Genomic DNA, 17,692 nt, shown 5'->3' on the forward strand with positions numbered 1-17,692 from the left:
CGCTTCGCTAGTTTTCGCCATGCACGTCCGGCTTGTGTTCGCCGGCGAAGGAGTGGGGCGTCTTCGATGGTGTCGCGGGTGAGGACGGTCGCGTTCCAGGGCGTCGAGGCGATTCCGGTCGATGTTCAGGTGATGGTCGCGCCCGGCAAGATGGGGATGCAGATCGTCGGCCTCGGCGACAAGGCGGTGGCGGAAAGCCGGGAGCGCGTCCAGGCGGCGCTCCACGCATCCGGCCTGTCCATGCCGCCGAAGAAGGTGACGGTGAACCTTGCCCCCGCCGACCTGCCGAAGGAAGGCTCGCACTACGATCTCCCCATCGCGCTCGCGCTGATGGCGGCGCTCGGCGCGGTGCCGGGCGAAGCGCTGGCCGGTTTCGCGGTGGTCGGCGAACTCTCGCTCGACGGCACGGTGGCGCCCGTTTCCGGCGTTCTACCGGCGGCGATGGCGGCCAATGCCGCCGGCCTCGGGTTGATCTGCCCGGCGGCTTGCGGCCCGGAAGCGGCCTGGGCCAGCGGTGAGATGGCGATTCTCGCGCCCCGCAGCCTGATCCAGATGGCCAATCATTTTCGCGGCACGCAAATCATGAGCCGGCCCGAGCCCGCGATCCGGATCGCCGGCGAGGCGCTGCCCGATCTCGCCGACATCAAGGGCCAGGGAACGGCCAAGCGCGCGCTGGAAGTCGCGGCTGCCGGCGGGCACAATCTTCTGAGGGTGTGCTACATTAATTGACACGTATACACCGACCCCGACCGACCCAAGCTCGCCGTTCGACGGGGTTCACTAGAAACCCGAAAGCGGCCGTTCCGCAGTCTGAGTTACTAAACCCCGATCGCCACGCCCCCAGCGCACCGAAGGGCACGACCAGCCACGGCGGCGCCTTCCAGATTGTGAGCAGAACGAAGCACGTCGGGGCGAGAGCAAACGAGATGACATGGCAAGGCAGAAGCGCCTGCTCGGCGTCTTGGAGGCGGTCGAATCCTGCCACACGGCCAGGATCGGCGGCTACGTGATTGAAGGGCACGTGCCCATGGATGGCGTCGACAGGCTCATGTCGACAGGCCGAGGGTTGCGGGCATCGCGGCACCGGGCATGCCAGCGGGATCGCCCGGCATGGCAAGACCCGAAGGCCCGGTCCGACGTCCTGTCGTTCGGAGACGTGTCGACCGCCCCCGGGGTCTTCTACCGCGCTGGACGGGAGTGAGACCCGATGGCCCCACCGGAGACACGCATACGGCCACTCCTGGGTCGTCGTTCCTCGCACCTCGTGCCGATCGAATGGAACTCCTTCCGCCGCCGCCTGTTCTCGACGGATCGGAAGTCGGAACGTCCCATGCTCGGCGCATGCCTGCGTAGTCTCGTCGTCATCCTGTCCCTGGTTGCGGTCGCCGCGTTCGCCGGGCACGGAACGGCGACGGCCGGCGTGAGCGTCCACGACCATCCGGCCGCCGATTGCGCGCCGAGTCCGTCGACGCATGCCCATGGCGGGGCACACAAGCCCGACGGCGACACGTCTGGCATGTCCTGCTGCGGGAAGTCCTGCACCAGCCTCCTGCCGTTCCCGGCGCCGCCCGGCTTCGTCCGCGTGGCCCTCGAGGCCGATCCCGCCCCAACCTTGTACCAGGACGGCAAGGGCATCCTGCCGCCCGGCCCGAAGCGTCCCCCAAAGACCGCCTGAGCCGTCTCGAGAGGCCCGACCGACCGTGCCGAGCCCTCGCGGCCGCGAGGCGGTCCGAGTCCGATGGCGTCGCTCACCGTCCCCGTCCGACGACGGTCGCCGCGGCGTCGGCGACCGGATCGGCACGAATCCCCATCCATGACGACGCATGCCGTCGGCGGGGCCGGAGCACCCGGTCCGCCGTCACTGAGCGAACAAGCAACGGCGTCGCCGCGCTCCCGCGGCCGCACGCTGACATCCAGCAAAAGGTCCCGAGGGACCCCATCCATAGGAACGAACCAATGCGCAAGATCACGATCCTGTCCGCCGCTCTTCTCGCCGCCGCCGTCTCCCACGCTTCCGCGCAGGACCAGCACGGCATGGCGGCGTCGTCGGAGCAGGTGACGCTCCCCGCCGCCTGCGAGGCCGCCGCCGGGTCCATGGACATGTCCAAGATGATGGGCGGCATGGAGGGCATGATGTCCGGCGGCCAGATGGACGAGGTCCAGAAGGGCAACATGGACGCGATGATGAAGATGCACGGCCCCATGATGAAGGCGGCCATGATCAAGGACCCGGACCTCGCGTTCAACTGCGGGATGATCGCCCATCACCAGGGTGCGATCGCCATGTCCGAGGTCGAGCTCAAGACGGGCAAGGACGAGAAGTCCAAGGAGATGGCCCGGATGATCATCGACGCGCAGAAGAAGGAAATCGAGGAGATGACCGCCCGCGTCGAGGCGCTCGCGAAGTAAGCGGCGGACCCGTGCCCCGGGGGCGGCCGCCTCCGGGGCATCTCGACACACCAACGAACGGAGCAGGAGCTATGGGTTACGGACGGTTCGCCGCGATGATCGCGACCTCGACGGTCGTGATGTTCGGCTTGATGTACCTAAACACATACGCGCTCGACCACGTCTTCTACAGCCAGACGCGGACGTGGATGGCCGTGGTGATGGGTGCCGTGATGGCACTGATCATGATCGGCTTCATGTGGGGGATGTACCCCAGGAAGGGTACCAACGCGGCCATCGTCGCGGCCGGCGTCGTCGTCTTCGCCGGGGCCCTGTGGCTCGTGCGCAGCCAGGAGACCGTCCACGACGTCGCCTACATGAAGGCGATGATCCCCCACCACTCCATCGCGATCATGACGAGCGAGCGCGCACACATTCGCGACCCGCGGGTCCGCGAGCTCGCCGACGGCATCGTGGAGGCGCAGGTCCGCGAGATCGGGGAGATGGAGCGCCTCATCGCCGACCTCGAGGCCAACCCGCCCGCCGACGGCGCACCGGACCTGCCGCCGCGGATGCCCGAGGCCGCCATCGCGGCCGGCAATTGAGCGAAGGAAAGGACGCCGACATGTCCACGACGATTGCAGACGGCAGCACGGCTCCCTCAAGCGCGGTGAAGGCCAAGCGGGCGACCATCTACCGGATGGTCATGCCCAAACACATCTGCCCCTGGGGCCTGCGCGCCGTCGACCTCCTCAAGCGCGAGGGCTTCGAGGTCGACGACCGCTGGCTGACGACCCGCGACGAGACCGACGCCTTCAAGGCAGAGCACCACGTGGAGACGACGCCCCAGACGTTCGTGGACGGGAAGCGGGTCGGCGGGTACGACGACCTCCGGCGCTTCCTCGGCAAGTCCGTCGCCGACCCCAAGGCCGTCACCTACAAGCCCGTTATCGCCATCTTCGCCATGGCCGCCCTGATGGCGATGGCGGTGACCTGGGCGCTTCTCGAAACCCTGCTGACGGTGCGAACCGTCGAGTGGTTCGTCTCGATCGCGATGTGCCTCCTGGCTGTGCAGAAGCTGCGGGACGTGGAGGGCTTCGCCACGATGTTCCTTGGCTACGATCTCCTGGCCCAGCGCTGGGTCCGCTACGCCTACCTCTACCCCTTCGGCGAGGCGCTGGCGGGCGTGCTGATGCTGGCAGGCGCCGCGATGTGGCTGTCCGTCCCGGTCGCGCTGTTCATCGGCACGGTCGGAGCCATCTCGGTCTTCAAGGCTGTCTACGTCCAGAAGCGCGAACTGAAGTGCGCGTGCGTCGGCGGGGACTCCAACGTGCCCCTCGGCTTCGTGTCCCTCACCGAGAACCTCATGATGGTCGGGATGGCGGTTTGGATGGCTGCCCGCATGTTCGCGTGACGGGGAAGCCGGATCGTCGTCGGTTCAGCGCGTCCGCAGGACTGCCTCCGTGCCGGCGACGGTGTCGCCGCCGTTCGGGAACGCCTCGACGGAGGTGATCGTGCCGAGGCCCAGCACGACGGCCCCCACCGTGGCGCGGAAGAGGTTGTTCGGCGTCACGAAGAATGCCTCGCCATCAAAGATACAGACGATCGGGTAGGCGTCGGCCTGCGGCCCATCTGCTTCCGGCCCGTTCGCGCCGTAGGTACCTCTCATAAATCCGCTCCCTAGCGGACGATACGATTCCTAGGCGCACTTTGCCAAAGCGTTGCACGTCCTCAGTTGGTGGCGGCGTTCCACAACGCGTTCTTGAGGTCGATGAGCGGCGGGTTGGGCAGGACGGGAGGCGGCTGGCGTCCCGCCACCCCCGGAGGCGCCAGGATGGAGAAGCGGATCTCGCCGTCCGTGTAGTAGCGGTCCCCTTCGCCATTGCGACCGTTCAAGGTCAAGCCGACGCCCGTCACCTCGTAGACCTCCGCAACACGCCCGGTCCTGGCAAGATCGGCCGCCAACTCGTCACGCATCGCATCGACGTCCGGAGAGATGGCATGGGTCACGGCACCCGTGTAATGGCTGAACCCGACGCCGACATCGAACGAGGCGGATCCGAGCCAGACAGGTCGGCCCTCCGCCCCGGCTGACAGGACATTCCAGAAACGCACATGCTGGCGCCGGTCTGCGCTCAGTCCGACCGCCTTCTCGAAGGCGAGGTCCTGTTGTCGCCTTTGGTAGAACAGCGGACTTACGGGCGCATCGCGATAAGCGCGGTCGAGAACCACGCTACCGACGATCTCGATGCTGGTGCGAAGCGTCACGGGATCGGCCGGCGTCCAACCTGCGGCTGCCATGGCCGTCACGAGTTCGCTCCGGGATCCGACGACGCCGACGTTGAGAGGATCGCCCGACAGCCCGTCCGCCGTACGCGTCACCATCTCCAAGCCGTTCAGCGCGGTCTGATGCTCGTAGTGGCGCAGCGCGAACGGCAGGACGAGATACGCCATGCAGGCCCACGCGACGGCACTTCCGCCGACGGCAAGCGCTAGGCGTCGCAGGACCATGCGCCCTCGTCGAACGATACGGCACCCTGGGTGCTGCTTCGGCCCGTCCGGTCGACCACATTCCACACCCGAAATCGACCGACCGGGTGCCATCCCTTTCGCACGATCGGCACTACGAAACGAGCCTCCTGTAGCAGACCATCAGCCATCGACCCTTCGGAGACAACACGCGTGTTTCTGTAACTTCCCTCAACAGGACAGCGCCGGTCGCCGCACAAGGCTACGCATCCTCCTCGATGTCGATCTGCGCGATACGCTGGGCGCTGTCGTTGTAGCGTGAAGCCACGAAGTGACCAACGGCAACGGCCGCCACGCACAGGACCACCGACAGGGCAACGTTCAGCATGGCGCGGGGGACGGCACCGGCCCGCAGGAGATCGAGCGTCTGAAGGCTGAACGAGGAGAAGGTGGTGAAGCCACCGCAGAGGCCGATCATCACGAACAGACGAAGGTTCTCCGAAGCCGGGAAACGGCCCGAAGCGAGCGTGAGCGTCCCGAACAGGCCGATCGCGAAGGAGCCCGCGATGTTGATGAGGATCGTGCCCCAGGGCAGGTCGCGGCTGATCGGCAGGGCGACAACCGAGATGGCGTAGCGCAGGAACGTGCCGAGCGCACCGCCCAGCATGACGATGACGCAACTGGTGAAGGACATGCGGGTCTCCTATCGACATGGGTTCGCATGCTCGGAGAAATCCAAGCATGCGCCGCGGTTTCGATAGGAGTCATCAGCCCGACGCGGGCGGTTGTGGGGGAACCCCATCCCCGTAGCGATGAGACGGTAACGCGCTCTCGCGAGGTTGGGAAGTCACCGCTCCCACCCTTCCGTGCGCATCAAAGCCTGCGCCTCCGGTGTGACCAGGAATTCGGCGAACTCCTTCGCCTGCGGATCGGCGTCCGGAGCGACCGCAATGTTCAGGTCGCGCCAGATGCGGCGGTCCGTCTCGATCGGCACGGCGTCGAGCACGTCGGCCTTCGTCACCGTCCAGTCCGGCCACGTGATCCAGGCGTCCGCATCGAGATCCCCGAACGCCTTGAAGCTGGCGCCAGAGCCGGTGGAGAAGCTGACGATGTTGCGGCGGAAGCGCTCGATGTCCGACAGCCTGCCGAGACGGCCCGCCACGTCCTCCCAGGTTCCGGTGCCCGACGTGTTGGCGACGCCCGACCCTTCCGTGACGACAATCCGCATGCCGTCCTTCAGGAGGTCCTCGAAGCCCTGGATCCCCTTCGGATTGCCTTTCTTCACCGCGATCACGGTGGGACGGACGTAGATCGGCTGAACTTGGGTCGACGAGAAGGTCTTGTAGGTCTGGAGGAAGGCCGTCATCGACTGCTCGGACGTGCCCCAGATGATGTCGGCATCACCCTGGGCCTTCTTCGACCACGTGCCCTCCGGGCCGGCGGTGATCTCGACCTTGTTCCCGGTCTGCCGCATCCAAAGGTCGGCGACCTTCTGGAACGCCGTGTTGGGTCCGCCCGCACCGTAGAGGCGAACGACGCCGTCCTTCGGCTCGTGCCGGATGGTGGGATCGAACAGTTCGGTGTCGGCGGCCTGCGCGAAAGCGCATGCGGCAAGCACGGCGCCGGCAGCAAGAAGTGGAAGGCGGAACATCGGAACTCCTGGCGGTTTGCGTCGGGTGGTGGGTGCCCCAAAGACCGGGCGGTTCAAGAAAGGGACGCTGCCCGCCGGAGTTTATTCCGCGAGACGCACCCGAGATTTTTGCCAATCGCACGGGAATAAGGGATCGTCGGCAGCGTCTCGGCATGGTCAGCAATCTCCGACGTCGAGGACGAACACCCATGAAGACCCTTCTCGCCACCGCGGCCATGGCCGTGATCACGGCAACCGCAGCCCATGCCGGCCCTGCCGCCGACATGGCGCAGGCCCGCATCGCATCGATCGCCAAGGGGGACACCGCCGCAGTCGCAGGCGCCTACGGTGACGGCGCGACCCTTCATTGGGTAGGCGGCCCGCTCGACGGCACCTACAAGGGTTCCGAGATCAAGGCGGTCTGGGAGAAGTTCGCCAAGGCCCAGCCGAACCTGACCGCGAACGTCATGGGCGTCTCGGAGGCGATGAACCCGAAGGGTGCGACCGTCACCGCGAACGTCGTGTTCGCGGGCAAGGACAAGATTCCCGTGCGCTACGTCATGCTGTTCCGCGACGGCAAGCTTGCCGACGAGATCTGGCAGGTCGACCCGGCGCTCGCGAAGTAAGGCCGGGAAGCGAGGGCCGCCATGAGCGAGGATGAGATCGCACGGTTGGTGGAACCGCTGATCCCGGGGCTGCGGCGCTATGCCTACGCCCTAGTGCGGGACGCCACAGCCGCCGACGATCTCGTCCAGGACTGTTTGGAGCGCGTCGTCGGGCGCTGGCACCTGCGCCGCCCCGACGGCGACCTGCGCGCCTGGATCTACGCCATCCTGCGCAACCTTCACCTGTCGGCTCTGCGCCAGGGCCGCCGGCGCGGCGAGCACGTCGGGCTCGACGACATGGCCGAGCCGCCCGGAGTCGATGGCGGCCAGTTGGGCAAGGCCGAGTTCCGCGACGTCCTCGCCGGCCTAGAGACGCTCAGCGAGGAGCACCGCACGGTGCTTCTTCTCGTCGGCGTCGAAGACCTGAGCTACGAGGAGACCGCCAAGGTCACGGGACTGCCGATCGGAACCGTGATGTCGCGCCTGTCGCGTGCCCGGGAGCGCTTGCGCTCTTATCTCGACCATGGCGCGAGGCCGAACCTCAGGAGGGTCAAGTGAACCCGATCGATCTTCCCGTCGGCGAGGACGACCTCCAGGCCTATCTCGACGGGCGTCTCGGTGCCGAACGCGTCGAAGCGGTGGAACGCTATCTCGTGGACCACCCTGCGATCGCCGCCGACCTGGAGCGGGATCGCAGGCTGCTCGCCGAGTTGCGCGACCGCCTTGGGCCCAAGGCCGCCGAACCCATCCCGGCTCGCCTTCGCATCTCCAGCATCCGCGCCGGGGTGCGCCGTCGCCGGCTGCTTCATCTACGGTCGGTCGCGGCCGTCTGCGCCTGGCTCGCACTCGGCGGGCTCGGGGGCTGGATGGCGAACGGCATCCTCGGCGCCCCGAACGCCGAACCCGTCCGCACCGCCCGCATGGCGGACGACGCGATCGCGGCCTACCGCACCTTCGTGGTCGAGGTCGTCCATCCCGTCGAGGTCAGGGCCGACGAGGGAGCCCATCTCGTGGGCTGGCTGTCGAAGCGGCTGCGAACGCCGATCACCGTCCCAGACCTTACCCGGCTCGGCTACCGCCTGATGGGCGGCCGCCTTCTGCCGGGTCGTTCCGGTCCGGCCGCGATGCTGATGTACGACGATGACGCGGGCACGCGGCTGACGCTGTACGTCAAGACGGATGAGACGGAGGAGACGTCGTTCCAGTTCGTCGAGGAGGACGGCGTATCCGCCTTCCTGTGGCGCGACCGCGGCCTTGGCTATGTCGTGACGGCCGCGACAGCCCGCGAGGCGTTGATGCCGGTCGCCCGGCTCGTCTACGACGAACTGGAGCGACCGCCGGAGCCCAAGCCCGCGAACCAGCTTTGAGGAGCGCCCGTGACGCTGGAACAGCTTCGCATCTTCGTCGCGGTCGCCGAGCGCCAACACGTGACCGAGGCGGCGCGGTCGTTGAACCTCACGCAGTCGGCCACGAGCTCGGCGCTGGCCGCGCTGGAGAGCCGTCACGGCGTCCGTCTGTTCGACCGGGTCGGGCGCGGCATCGAGTTGACCGAGGCGGGACGGTTGTTCCTCCCGGAAGCGCGCTCGGTCCTCGCACGGGCCGCGGAGGCGGCCAAGGCACTCGACGATCTGACCGACCTTCGGCGCGGGCATGTCGCGCTGGCAGCCAGCCAGACGGTCGCCAACCACTGGCTTCCACCTCGCATGCGGCACTTCCGCGAACGCCATCCCGGCATCACCCTCTCCCTGCGGATCGCCAACACACTGGAGGTCAGCGAGGCGGTGGCCGCCGGGGATGCCGATCTCGGCTTCGTCGAGGACGAACTGCGCGATCCGCGTCTGCGCACGACCCGTGTCGCCGACGACCGGCTCGTTCTCGTCGCATCCCCAGGTGCTGAATCGCCCAAGGGCGCCCCGCCACGCGTCCCGGAGCTTGCAGGGGTGAGATGGGTCATGCGCGAGCCCGGATCCGGCACGCGTAGCATTCTGGAAGACGCGCTGCGGGGCGCGGGCATCGATCCCGCCGCATTGTCGGTCGATCTCGAACTCCCGTCCAACGAGGCCGTGCGATCAGCCATCGAGGCCGGCGGCGTCGTGGGCGTCCTGCCGCTCGCAGTGGCTCAGCCGGGACTGCGGAGCCGGACGCTGATCGAGATCGCCTTTGCGCTTCCCGCTCGCGGCTTCCATGCGGTGGAGATGAAGGAGCGCAGCCTCAGCCGAGCGGCATCGGCGTTCCTGCACGAGCTTCGAAACGACCATCCGGGTCCGGGCGCGTGACAGGCAACCAGAAGACGGGGCTGGATCGTCTCGTCATGCACATGGCCGCATCGGCCGGGATGCCGACCCTCTTCAATCCCTACGCCGACACGGACCCGGCGGTCGATGTTCCGGATGCCGCTTCGATCCGCTGCCGCAACCTTCGGCGATACCTCCATGCGTTTGCCGGACGGGACGGCATCGACCTATGGCTCGGTGAAGCGCCTTCGAGGTTCGGAGCCCGGCGCACGGGCGTGCCCTTCACGGGCGAAGGCCGACTGGTCGACCTCTCCTCGCGCCTTGCCATCGCACCGTTCGAGATCGCCACGACGGCCGACGCCTCCGCCGCACCGCCGTCCGGCACCTCGCGCCAGATCTGGGATGCACTGCCGGAACGGCTGCCCCTGTTCTGGAACGCGGTGATGCACCACCCGCACCGGACGGGGATACCCGTGCGCAACCGAACGCCGTCCCGGTCCGAGATCACTAGGTCTCGGGACACACTGGCGCTTCTCGTCGAAGCCATCCGACCCCGTCGCATCCTCGCCATCGGTCGAGTGGCGGAAGGCGCGAGCGAAGGGTTCGGCGTACCGGTCACCTACGTCCGCCATCCCGCCCAGGGCGGTGCGGCAAAGTTCCAGGCTGGCGCGGCTGCGTTTCGTTCTGAAGGGTCGTGACGACAGTCGGTTCTTGGCTGTGTCGGGAAGGACGCTCGCCAGCCCCGCCCGCATTCCTTCAGGGCGGGTTCCGAGGGCATGATCGGGTCAGCACAAAGGTGGATCAGCCGGCCTTGAGGCAGGGAGCGACGAAGAGGTCGCCGCGCCACGCGCCCCGGACCGTGCGCACCGCCACGATCGACCAAACCACGGCCAGAAGTGCGACCAGCGCCACGCCGAAGCCGTGGATCGCGGGAATGGGCAGGATGGTGCCGAGCTTCAGCGTCGTCACGGCGTAGACGCCGATCGGGAACGTGTAACCCCACCAGCCTAGATTGAACGGCAGGCCTTCCCTGACGTAGCGGACCGTGACCAGCGTCGCGATGGCGAGCCACCACAGGCCGTAGCCCCAGAGAAGCAGGCCGCCGACGAGGCCAACGCCCTCCATCGTCGCCCCGAAGCGGTCCAGCCCGTTGGCGGCGAGGATCGCGGGGGCGGCTCCGCCCAGCGTCATCAGGCCAAGCGCGCCGGTGCCGATGGGGCCGAGCGCCAGCCAACTCGACGAGGCCATGGATGCGTGCGGCAGCTTATGGACGGCGAGCCGCAGAACGAGCACGACGAGGACGCTCATCGCGATCGGTACCGACAGGGCCCAGAGCGCGTAGGACAGCGTGAGGACGAGGAGCTGGCTCTGCGGGTCGGCGAGATGGGGTGCAAGCAGCCCGCCCGACACCGCGGCGACCTCGGCCGCCACCATCGGCAGAAGCCAGACCGCGGTCATCTGGTCGATCGAGTGGCTTTGGCGCGTGAACATCATGTAGGGGATCGCGATCCCGCAGGCCGCCGCCATTGCGACGTCGATCCACCAGAGCGTCTCGGCGATCCCGACCGCGGCGGAGCCGAAGCGCGGTAGTCCGAAGACGAGGAAACCGTTGATGATGGTGGCGAGCCCCATCGGAATGCAGCCGAAGAACATCGACACGACGGAATGGCCGAAGATGCGCTTGGCCCCGTCGAAGAAGAAGATCCAGCGGGCGGCGTAGAGCGCGGTGAACAGGGCGAAGAGCCCGATGTTCAGCATCCACAGCCCTTCCCCGATCGCATGGAGGACCGGGACCGCGGTCCCGAACTGCGCGAGCGCGATGGCCAGGATGCCCGTCCCCATGGTGGCGGCGAACCAGTTCGGGGTGAACTGGCGCACCACCTCGCGGGGGCTGTCGAGGCGCGACAGCGGGTGGAGGCCGAGCGAGACGGCACGCATCTGTTCGAAGGTCATGGGCGGAGGTCCTTTTTCTGCTCAGACCATGCGCGGCGGCGACGGATTCATCCAACGCGTTGTTCCGGTCTTTCCGATCGGTTGCATCGATCGGTTGCTTCCAGCGTCGGACCGGCAGCGGCGGACGCGCTCTCGGCTCCGCGTCGCGGAAAAAAGTCGCGACGTCGGGAATGAAAGCGTTCGCCGAGCGTCTTCCCTTCCAGCCCGTGCTCGAAGGAAACGCCAGCCCCATGTTGAAGACGCTCCTCCTCGCCCTCGCCTTCGCCGGGATGTCATTGACTTCGGCCGAAGCGCAGGACGCTCGTGCCCATCAGCATGCGACGATGGCACCAGCCTCGCCCGACGGCTCGCCCTATGCGCAAGCGACCGCGGCGGCGATGGAGACGATGCACGCAGGCATGATGTCGGCGCCGGTGACCGGCGACCCCGATCATGACTTCCTGTCCCAGATGATCCCGCATCATCAGGGTGCGATCGACATGGCGAAGGCTGTCCTCGGATCGACCGAGGACCCGGCGATCCGCAACCTCGCCCAGTCCATCATCACCGAACAGACCTACGAGATCACGCTGATGCGCTCGATGCTTGCCGCATCAGCCGACACCGCGAAACCCGTTCCGGAGACGACCCCATGACCCGCACCGCCATCCTCGCCGCCGCGCTCGTCGTCTCGACATCGGCCTTCGCGCTGCCTGCCGCCTCCGATCGCGTCTATACCGCCGACCAGAACTCCAACACGGTGTCTGTCATCGACCCCGTCGGGAACACGTTGCTCGGCCAGATCCGCCTCGGCAATCCACGCCCGGACGTTCTGAGCCCGCTCTACAAGGGCGAGGTCAACGTCCACGGCCTCGGGTTCTCGCCGGACCACAAGACGCTCGTCGTCGTCTCGACCGTCACGAACTCCGTCACCTTCATCGATACGGCGACCAACGCGGTGAAGGGCACGACCTATGTCGGGCGCAACCCGCACGAGGCCTTCTTCACGCCGGACGGCGCGCAAGTCTGGGCGACGGTGCGCGGGGAGGACTACCTCTCGGTGATCGATGCCGCGACCTTCAAGGAAACAGGTCGCATCCCGACGACGAGCGGTCCGGGCATGACGAAGTTCTCCCGCGACGGCAAGTTCGCCTTCGTCGCGAACTCGTTCAATCCGGTGCTGGAGGTCTTCGACGTCGCGAGCCACGCGCTCGTCAAGCGCATTCCTGTCGTCTCGCCCTTCGTGCCCTTCGTGCAGGTCAGCCCCGACGGCAGCGACGTCTGGCTGACGCACAAGGACGTCGGCAAGGTCACGCGCGTCGATGCTAGGACGCTCGAGGTGAAGGAGGTCATCGACAGCGGGCCGATCTCCAACCATCTCGGCTTCGGCACGGTAAACGGGGAGACGCTGGTCTATGTCACGATCGGCGGCGAGAACGTCGTGAAGGTCTACAAGCCCGGAGAGAAGACAGAACTCGTCGCAACCATTCCGGTGGGCGCCCTGCCCCACGGCATCTGGGGATCCGACGACGGCAGCCGTATCTTCGTCGGGCTCGAGAATGACGATCGGGTCGATGTGATCGACACGGCCGAGCAGAAGGTCGTCGCCGAGATCCCGATCGGACAGGCCCCGCAGGCGCTCGTCTTCGTGCCGGGCGCGGTCCCGGATGGTGCGGGCACCGAGAACCTTGTGCCGCTGAAGGCGGGTCCGGAGAACCTAACGCTTTCGCTGAAGGCGCCTGAGGGGGCCACTGGCTCCGGGATGGTCGTGTCGCGCAATCTCGGGCTCGTCGACGCGATCGATGTCAGCGTCGCCAAGCTGAAGCCGATGACGGAGTACGGCGTCTTCTTCGAAGGACAGGACGAGCCCGTCGTGGTGCTGAAGACCAACGACAAGGGAGCCGGCATGGCCTCCAGCATCGGCCCGGTGCGCACGCTTGCCGTCCCGGGGGAGCCGACGGCGGGGGAGGAGCCGCGGCTGGTCGTGGTCGAGGGTCTGAAAGCCACCGCCGCCCCGGTCCTCAGCAGCCGCTAGAAGGGTGGACCAGCATTGCATCGCTAGCGAAGCGTCATCCACAGGACGACGCAGACCGCCAGCAACGAACCTGCGATGAGAAGCCATGTCAGACCCGAGCCTACGGTCGATCGGGACGCGCCTCTGGCTGCGGCCTTCCGATCTTCAATTTGGGCTAGCTCCTTCATCTCGAGCCCCTCCGGATCTTCCCAGCCGTCTGGTTTGCTCATGACAGTTCCCCTCATCATACGGTCCGCAGGTCTCCAACCCACCGCATCTCGGTCGGCGCTTTTCTCTGCCCAAGCCAACCGGATGCGTTGAGTTGTAATTGTCAGAGCCCGAGAGCTTAGCCGACGCTGACCGAGACGCGATGCCATGAATTGGCGAGGTAGCCCTTCCAGTTCCAGATCCTCGCGATGTCCTCGGGTTGCGAACCGCCGACCTCGTCGAAGGAACGGACGGCGAGCTGGTGCTGACCGGCCGGCAGGTCGAGGACAACGGACCAGAAGACCCACGCCCATTGAGTATCGGCCCGCTTGTCGATGGCGGCCTCGTGCCAGTTCTCGCCACCGTCGTAGGAGACCTCGACCTTCGCGACGCCATTTTGCGTCCCGATCGCGTAACCCTCGATTGTCGTCGTTCCCGGCCTCAATGTTGCCCCGGCCGCCGGCATGCAGATCGCGGAATTCAGCGGCATGTCGTTGATGACGACGTTCGGGTCCTTGTCGGCCGTCTCCTTCGTCGTCGTCGGGGGAAAGAGCCGATACTCCTTGCGCTGGATCGGGGTATCGGCCTCTTCGTCCTGCACCATGATGGAGGCCAACCATTTGGGGCTGCGCGTTCCCGCATAGCCGGGTACCACGACGCGTAGGGGAAAGCCGTGCTCGGCCATCAACGGCTCGCCGTTCATGGCCCATGCGAGGAGCACGTCCGGCGTCATCGCCTTCTCGAGCGGGATCGAAACGCCGTAGTCGAAGCGGTCATCCTTCATGACCACCTCGTCGTGAGCGGAGAAGGCGACGTGCAACCCGCTACCGTCTTCGACGCCGGCAGCGCTCAGGACGTCGGCAAGTGAAACGCCTGTCCACTCCGCATTGCCGATCGCTCCGGGACCCCAGAGATCACCCTCGACATACCCGACGTCGACCATGTCGGCCCGGCGGTTGCCGGCGCACTGCATGACGGCCATCACCTTGCGCTCGGGAAAGCGTGACTTGAGATCCGAGAGCGACAGCTCGATGGGCGCTCTCACCTTGCCGCCGATCGTCAGCCTGTAGCCCGCCTCCTCGATCGTCGGCACGGTGCCGTGGTCGCGGATATAGAACTCGGCCTGGGGCGTGACGAAGGCGGACCGGAGCTTGGCTATCGGCGTCTCGGCGTTCAGGGGAAGCTTGCTGTGGACGAGCAAGTCGCTGGAAGGCTCGGAGGGTGCCGCCATGGTCGCCGACGCCGAAGCGGCGGAAGCGGGCCATGTCGTACGAGCCACTGCGATGGAACTTGCCCCCTGGAGCACGGCGCGTCTTGTGAGCATGGTGACATCTCCGAGGGCGCAGGAAACTGCGTCAGGAGAGAGCAACATTCCCTTCGCCTACCAGTTCCCCGTTGGCGTATCTCGCGACGCACGAGGCCCGCGTTGACAATGCTCGCGGCGATCACGTAGACGTCATGAACGGCAATGGATTCTGCCGGGCCTCGCGCCGAACCGCTCCCCGATGGGCTGATGACTCCTACTCCACCCGCAACACACGCGGGCGAGTAGTCATGTCCGGCCCGTGTTTCCCGACACTCCGTCTGATCGCTCCGCCCTCATCCGGAGCCAGACCATGCCGCCCAACGCCCTCGCCAACCGAACCCTACAGGCGTTCGCTCTCGCCCGATGGGTGCTCTTCGTCCTGCCGATGGCGGCCGCCGTCGGTTCGGCCTGCGCCTTGTTCCTGTGGGCGCTCGACGTCGCGACGCGCACGCGCTTCGACAACCCGGTGCTCCTCTACTGGCTGCCCGTCGGCGGTCTTGCGGTCGGCCTCGTCTACCACTGGTTCGGCCGCTCGGCCGAGAGCGGCAACAACCTGATCGTCGAGCAGATCCACGAGCCCGGCGCGGGCGTGCCCTTGCGCATGGCGCCGCTGATCCTTGTCTCGACGGTCGCCACGCACCTGTTCGGCGGCTCTGCCGGACGCGAGGGCACGGCGGTCCAGCTCGGCGGGAGCTTGGCCTCCGGCTTCGGCAAAGCTTTGCGCCTCGAGTTGGGCGAGGTTCGCCTCCTGCTCATGGCCGGCATCGCGGCGGGCTTCGGTGCGGTGTTCGGCACCCCCATCGCCGGGGCGGTGTTCGCGCTCGAGGTGCTGACCGTCGGTCGCATCCAGTACGAGGCGCTGGTGCCCTGTCTCGTCGCGGCAGTGGTCGGAGATTGGGTCTGCCTCCAATGGGGGATCGAGCACACCCACTTCCTGATCGGGTTCGGTGCCGACGGGCCAGGGTTCCGGCTCGATATCCTCTTGTTCGCCCAAGTTGCGATCGCGGGCGTCGCGTTCGGGCTCGTCAGCCAGTTCTTCGCCGAAAGCCTTCACGCCGTGCAGGGGCTGGTGAAGCGCGTCGTGCCGTTCGCGCCGCTGCGCCCTGTCCTCGGCGGTCTTGTCCTGATCGCGCTGGTCCATGCGCTCGGCACCCGCGAGTATCTCGGCCTAGGGGTCTGGTCGCCGAACCCGGCCGACGTGACGATCTCCGGCTTCTTCGATCCCGCCCGTTCCGATGCGTGGGCCTGGGCCTGGAAGCTTCTGTTCACGGTCGTCACGCTCGGCTGCGGGTTCAAGGGCGGCGAGGTCACACCCCTGTTCTTCATCGGCGCCGGCCTCGGGGCATCGATCGGCCACACGATCGGTGCGCCGGTCGACCTCTTCGCCGGGATCGGCTTTGTCGCCGTATTCGCAGGCGCCTCCAACACGCCGATCGCCTGTACCATCATGGGCATCGAACTCTTCGGCGCCGACAACGCCGTCTACATCGCGACCGGATGCTTCCTCGCCTACGTCTTCAGCGGCCATTCAGGCATCTACCTGTCCCAGCGCGTCGGGGTGCCGAAGCTCGACCACGGCTTCGTGCCCCCCGACGTGTCGCTGCGCGAGGTGCGCGCCCTGCCGCGTCCCCGCCCGAACGTGTCGCTGCCCCGCCGACGCGCCCGTCCGGGTGTCGTCGTTCCGATCGTCTCTTATGCCACCGAAGGAACCACCATGACCGACACCCACTACCTCATCCCGAGCGACGTCGGGATGCTGCGCATCTACCTGAGGCCACGCGACAAGGCGCCGGGATCGGGGCGCTTCGCCTCCTGGGGCGCCAAGCCGCTCTATCGTGAACTCGTGCTCCTGGCGAAGAAGGCGGGCATCGTGAACGCGGTCGCCCACCACACGCACTACGGCTTCAGCAACCACGGCCCCGTGCAGCCCGAGGGTAGCGAGACGCCGAACCCCGAGCTGACGATGTGCGTCGAGCTGGTCGGCCATCGGCCGGACCTCGAGGCGTTCTGCCGACATCACGGCGCGCTGCTGCGCGACAAGGTGATCGTGTTCAAGCATATCGAGCGCTGGACGGTCGGGGCGGGCGACGGCGCGCTCGAGGAGAAGACGCCGGCCCCCGAGACCGACGACGTGGCCGTCGCCCGCGTCGGATAGCGTGTTCCGCAACGAAGTCCCCGTCTCAAAAGAGGAGTCACATCATGAAACTCGCTCTTGCCTCCTGGCAGTTCTGGGCACTGTGTTCGGCGGGGTTCGCCGCCCTGACCGCGATTCTCGCCAAAGTCGGCGTCGCCAACATCGATTCCGATTTCGCGACGCTGATCCGCACCGTGGTGATCCTGTTCGTTCTTGCCGGCATCCTGGCCGTTACCGGGCGTCTGCAATGGCCGGGGGCGGTGTCGGGACGGACCTACCTGTTCCTGGTCCTTTCCGGGCTGGCCACGGGCGGCTCGTGGCTCTGCTACTTCCGCGCCCTGAAGATGGGCGATGCGGCCCGCGTCGCACCGATCGACAAGCTGAGTGTCGTTCTGGTGGCGATCCTCGGCGCACTGTTCCTCGGCGAACGGCTATCTGGCCCGAACTGGTTGGGCGTCGGGCTCATCGCGGCGGGGGCCGTGCTGGTCGCGTACCACGGGTGATGCTTCCGTTGCTGCAATTGAGTTGATGTCAGGTAGTCGACCGACACTCCCTTAAATTGGGCAGGAAGCTTTTTACTCAGATGCGTCACTGAGAGGTACGTTACGCTGACTAAAATCCGGCGTCCGCGTCATACTGATGGTGTGCGACATTAACCGGACCGCTTGTCAACAATTTGCGGCGTAGAAGGACGTTGCACGGACGACCGGCAGATGCCCCCTGGCGAAGCCGACGCAGGACTCAGAGCACCGGAGCGGCCGGCACGGCTGCGG

General features: G+C 66.9%; 20 protein-coding genes, 1 pseudogene and 2 riboswitches. Of the genes and pseudogenes, 15 read left to right on the forward strand and 6 right to left on the reverse strand.

Annotation, left to right across the window (positions count from 1 at the left end; translation table 11 throughout):
- Nucleotides 1-66: 66 nt before the first annotated feature.
- The 6 genes and pseudogenes from F9929_RS16655 to F9929_RS16685 all read left to right on the forward strand — a co-directional run.
- A pseudogene (locus F9929_RS16655) lies at nucleotides 67-714 on the forward strand (magnesium chelatase domain-containing protein); the annotation flags it as partial.
- Between the two features lie 313 nt (nucleotides 715-1,027).
- A complete protein-coding gene (locus tag F9929_RS24810) occupies nucleotides 1,028-1,201 on the forward strand; it encodes a hypothetical protein (RefSeq protein WP_328596001.1) in 174 nt (57 codons plus the stop codon).
- Between the two features lie 129 nt (nucleotides 1,202-1,330).
- Nucleotides 1,331-1,675, forward strand: a complete 345-nt coding sequence (locus F9929_RS16670) for a hypothetical protein (RefSeq protein ID WP_019996251.1) — start codon at nucleotides 1,331-1,333, stop codon at nucleotides 1,673-1,675.
- A gap of 281 nt (nucleotides 1,676-1,956) precedes the next feature.
- Nucleotides 1,957-2,409, forward strand: a complete 453-nt coding sequence (locus tag F9929_RS16675) for a DUF305 domain-containing protein (protein ID WP_019996252.1) — start codon at nucleotides 1,957-1,959, stop codon at nucleotides 2,407-2,409.
- Between the two features lie 71 nt (nucleotides 2,410-2,480).
- Nucleotides 2,481-2,993 (forward strand): DUF305 domain-containing protein, encoded by a 513-nt coding sequence (locus F9929_RS16680; RefSeq protein WP_019996253.1) that lies wholly within the window; start codon nucleotides 2,481-2,483, stop codon nucleotides 2,991-2,993.
- A 20-nt stretch (nucleotides 2,994-3,013) separates the two neighbouring features.
- Nucleotides 3,014-3,802: a glutaredoxin family protein gene (locus F9929_RS16685; RefSeq protein ID WP_019996254.1), complete on the forward strand. Its 789-nt coding sequence runs from the start codon at nucleotides 3,014-3,016 to the stop codon at nucleotides 3,800-3,802.
- Between the two features lie 24 nt (nucleotides 3,803-3,826).
- Here the strand turns inward: F9929_RS16685 and F9929_RS16690 are convergent, their stop codons facing one another.
- The 4 genes from F9929_RS16690 to F9929_RS16705 form a co-directional block, all read right to left on the reverse strand.
- A complete protein-coding gene (locus F9929_RS16690; protein WP_019996255.1) occupies nucleotides 3,827-4,057 on the reverse strand; it encodes a hypothetical protein in 231 nt (76 codons plus the stop codon).
- 62 nt (nucleotides 4,058-4,119) lie between these two features.
- On the reverse strand, nucleotides 4,120-4,842 hold the full coding sequence (locus F9929_RS16695; protein WP_019996256.1) for an LssY C-terminal domain-containing protein: 723 nt from the start codon (nucleotides 4,840-4,842) through the stop codon (nucleotides 4,120-4,122).
- Between the two features lie 277 nt (nucleotides 4,843-5,119).
- Nucleotides 5,120-5,551 (reverse strand): fluoride efflux transporter CrcB, encoded by a 432-nt coding sequence (gene crcB / locus F9929_RS16700; protein WP_062236508.1) that lies wholly within the window; start codon nucleotides 5,549-5,551, stop codon nucleotides 5,120-5,122.
- A gap of 57 nt (nucleotides 5,552-5,608) precedes the next feature.
- Nucleotides 5,609-5,672, reverse strand: a riboswitch (Fluoride riboswitch).
- Between the two features lie 32 nt (nucleotides 5,673-5,704).
- A complete protein-coding gene (locus F9929_RS16705) occupies nucleotides 5,705-6,508 on the reverse strand; it encodes a substrate-binding domain-containing protein (RefSeq protein ID WP_019996258.1) in 804 nt (267 codons plus the stop codon).
- A gap of 188 nt (nucleotides 6,509-6,696) precedes the next feature.
- Between F9929_RS16705 and F9929_RS16710 the strand changes: the two genes are divergently transcribed.
- From F9929_RS16710 to F9929_RS16730, 5 genes are read left to right on the forward strand one after another with little or no spacing between them, the layout of a single operon-like run.
- Nucleotides 6,697-7,113, forward strand: a complete 417-nt coding sequence (locus tag F9929_RS16710) for a nuclear transport factor 2-like protein (protein ID WP_019996259.1) — start codon at nucleotides 6,697-6,699, stop codon at nucleotides 7,111-7,113.
- Nucleotides 7,114-7,134: 21 nt separating this feature from the next.
- Nucleotides 7,135-7,650, forward strand: a complete 516-nt coding sequence (locus F9929_RS16715) for an RNA polymerase sigma factor (protein WP_019996260.1) — start codon at nucleotides 7,135-7,137, stop codon at nucleotides 7,648-7,650.
- Nucleotides 7,647-8,459, forward strand: coding sequence for an anti-sigma factor family protein (locus tag F9929_RS16720; protein WP_019996261.1), 813 nt, complete (start codon nucleotides 7,647-7,649; stop codon nucleotides 8,457-8,459). The genes F9929_RS16715 and F9929_RS16720 overlap by 4 nt, the downstream gene beginning before the upstream one ends.
- A gap of 9 nt (nucleotides 8,460-8,468) precedes the next feature.
- Nucleotides 8,469-9,368: a LysR family transcriptional regulator gene (locus F9929_RS16725; RefSeq protein WP_019996262.1), complete on the forward strand. Its 900-nt coding sequence runs from the start codon at nucleotides 8,469-8,471 to the stop codon at nucleotides 9,366-9,368.
- Complete coding sequence (locus tag F9929_RS16730; protein WP_019996263.1) at nucleotides 9,365-10,024, forward strand: uracil-DNA glycosylase; 660 nt, start codon at nucleotides 9,365-9,367, stop codon at nucleotides 10,022-10,024. The genes F9929_RS16725 and F9929_RS16730 overlap by 4 nt, the downstream gene beginning before the upstream one ends.
- A 103-nt stretch (nucleotides 10,025-10,127) precedes the next feature.
- Here the strand turns inward: F9929_RS16730 and F9929_RS16735 are convergent, their stop codons facing one another.
- A complete protein-coding gene (locus F9929_RS16735; protein WP_019996264.1) occupies nucleotides 10,128-11,279 on the reverse strand; it encodes a TDT family transporter in 1,152 nt (383 codons plus the stop codon).
- A 230-nt stretch (nucleotides 11,280-11,509) separates the two neighbouring features.
- On the opposite strand from F9929_RS16735, the gene F9929_RS16740 reads away from it, so the two are divergent.
- Entirely contained in the window at nucleotides 11,510-11,914 is a 405-nt protein-coding gene (locus F9929_RS16740; protein WP_040408462.1) for a DUF305 domain-containing protein, read from the forward strand.
- On the forward strand, nucleotides 11,911-13,293 hold the full coding sequence (locus tag F9929_RS16745; protein WP_019996266.1) for a YncE family protein: 1,383 nt from the start codon (nucleotides 11,911-11,913) through the stop codon (nucleotides 13,291-13,293). The genes F9929_RS16740 and F9929_RS16745 overlap by 4 nt, the downstream gene beginning before the upstream one ends.
- A gap of 325 nt (nucleotides 13,294-13,618) precedes the next feature.
- Here the strand turns inward: F9929_RS16745 and F9929_RS16750 are convergent, their stop codons facing one another.
- The gene (locus tag F9929_RS16750; protein WP_026358493.1) at nucleotides 13,619-14,710 is read right to left on the reverse strand and encodes a molybdopterin-dependent oxidoreductase; all 1,092 of its coding nucleotides are present in this window, start codon (nucleotides 14,708-14,710) and stop codon (nucleotides 13,619-13,621) included.
- Nucleotides 14,711-14,934: 224 nt separating this feature from the next.
- A riboswitch (Fluoride riboswitch) is annotated at nucleotides 14,935-15,009 on the forward strand.
- An 86-nt stretch (nucleotides 15,010-15,095) separates the two neighbouring features.
- On the opposite strand from F9929_RS16750, the gene F9929_RS16755 reads away from it, so the two are divergent.
- Both F9929_RS16755 and F9929_RS16760 read left to right on the forward strand, forming a co-directional pair.
- Complete coding sequence (locus F9929_RS16755; protein ID WP_019996269.1) at nucleotides 15,096-16,940, forward strand: DUF190 domain-containing protein; 1,845 nt, start codon at nucleotides 15,096-15,098, stop codon at nucleotides 16,938-16,940.
- A 44-nt stretch (nucleotides 16,941-16,984) separates the two neighbouring features.
- Complete coding sequence (locus tag F9929_RS16760; protein ID WP_019996270.1) at nucleotides 16,985-17,422, forward strand: EamA family transporter; 438 nt, start codon at nucleotides 16,985-16,987, stop codon at nucleotides 17,420-17,422.
- Nucleotides 17,423-17,692 lie beyond the last annotated feature (270 nt).

This window comes from Aureimonas psammosilenae (genome assembly GCF_009176975.1).
GTDB classification, from domain to species: Bacteria; Pseudomonadota; Alphaproteobacteria; order Rhizobiales; family Rhizobiaceae; genus Plantimonas; species Plantimonas psammosilenae.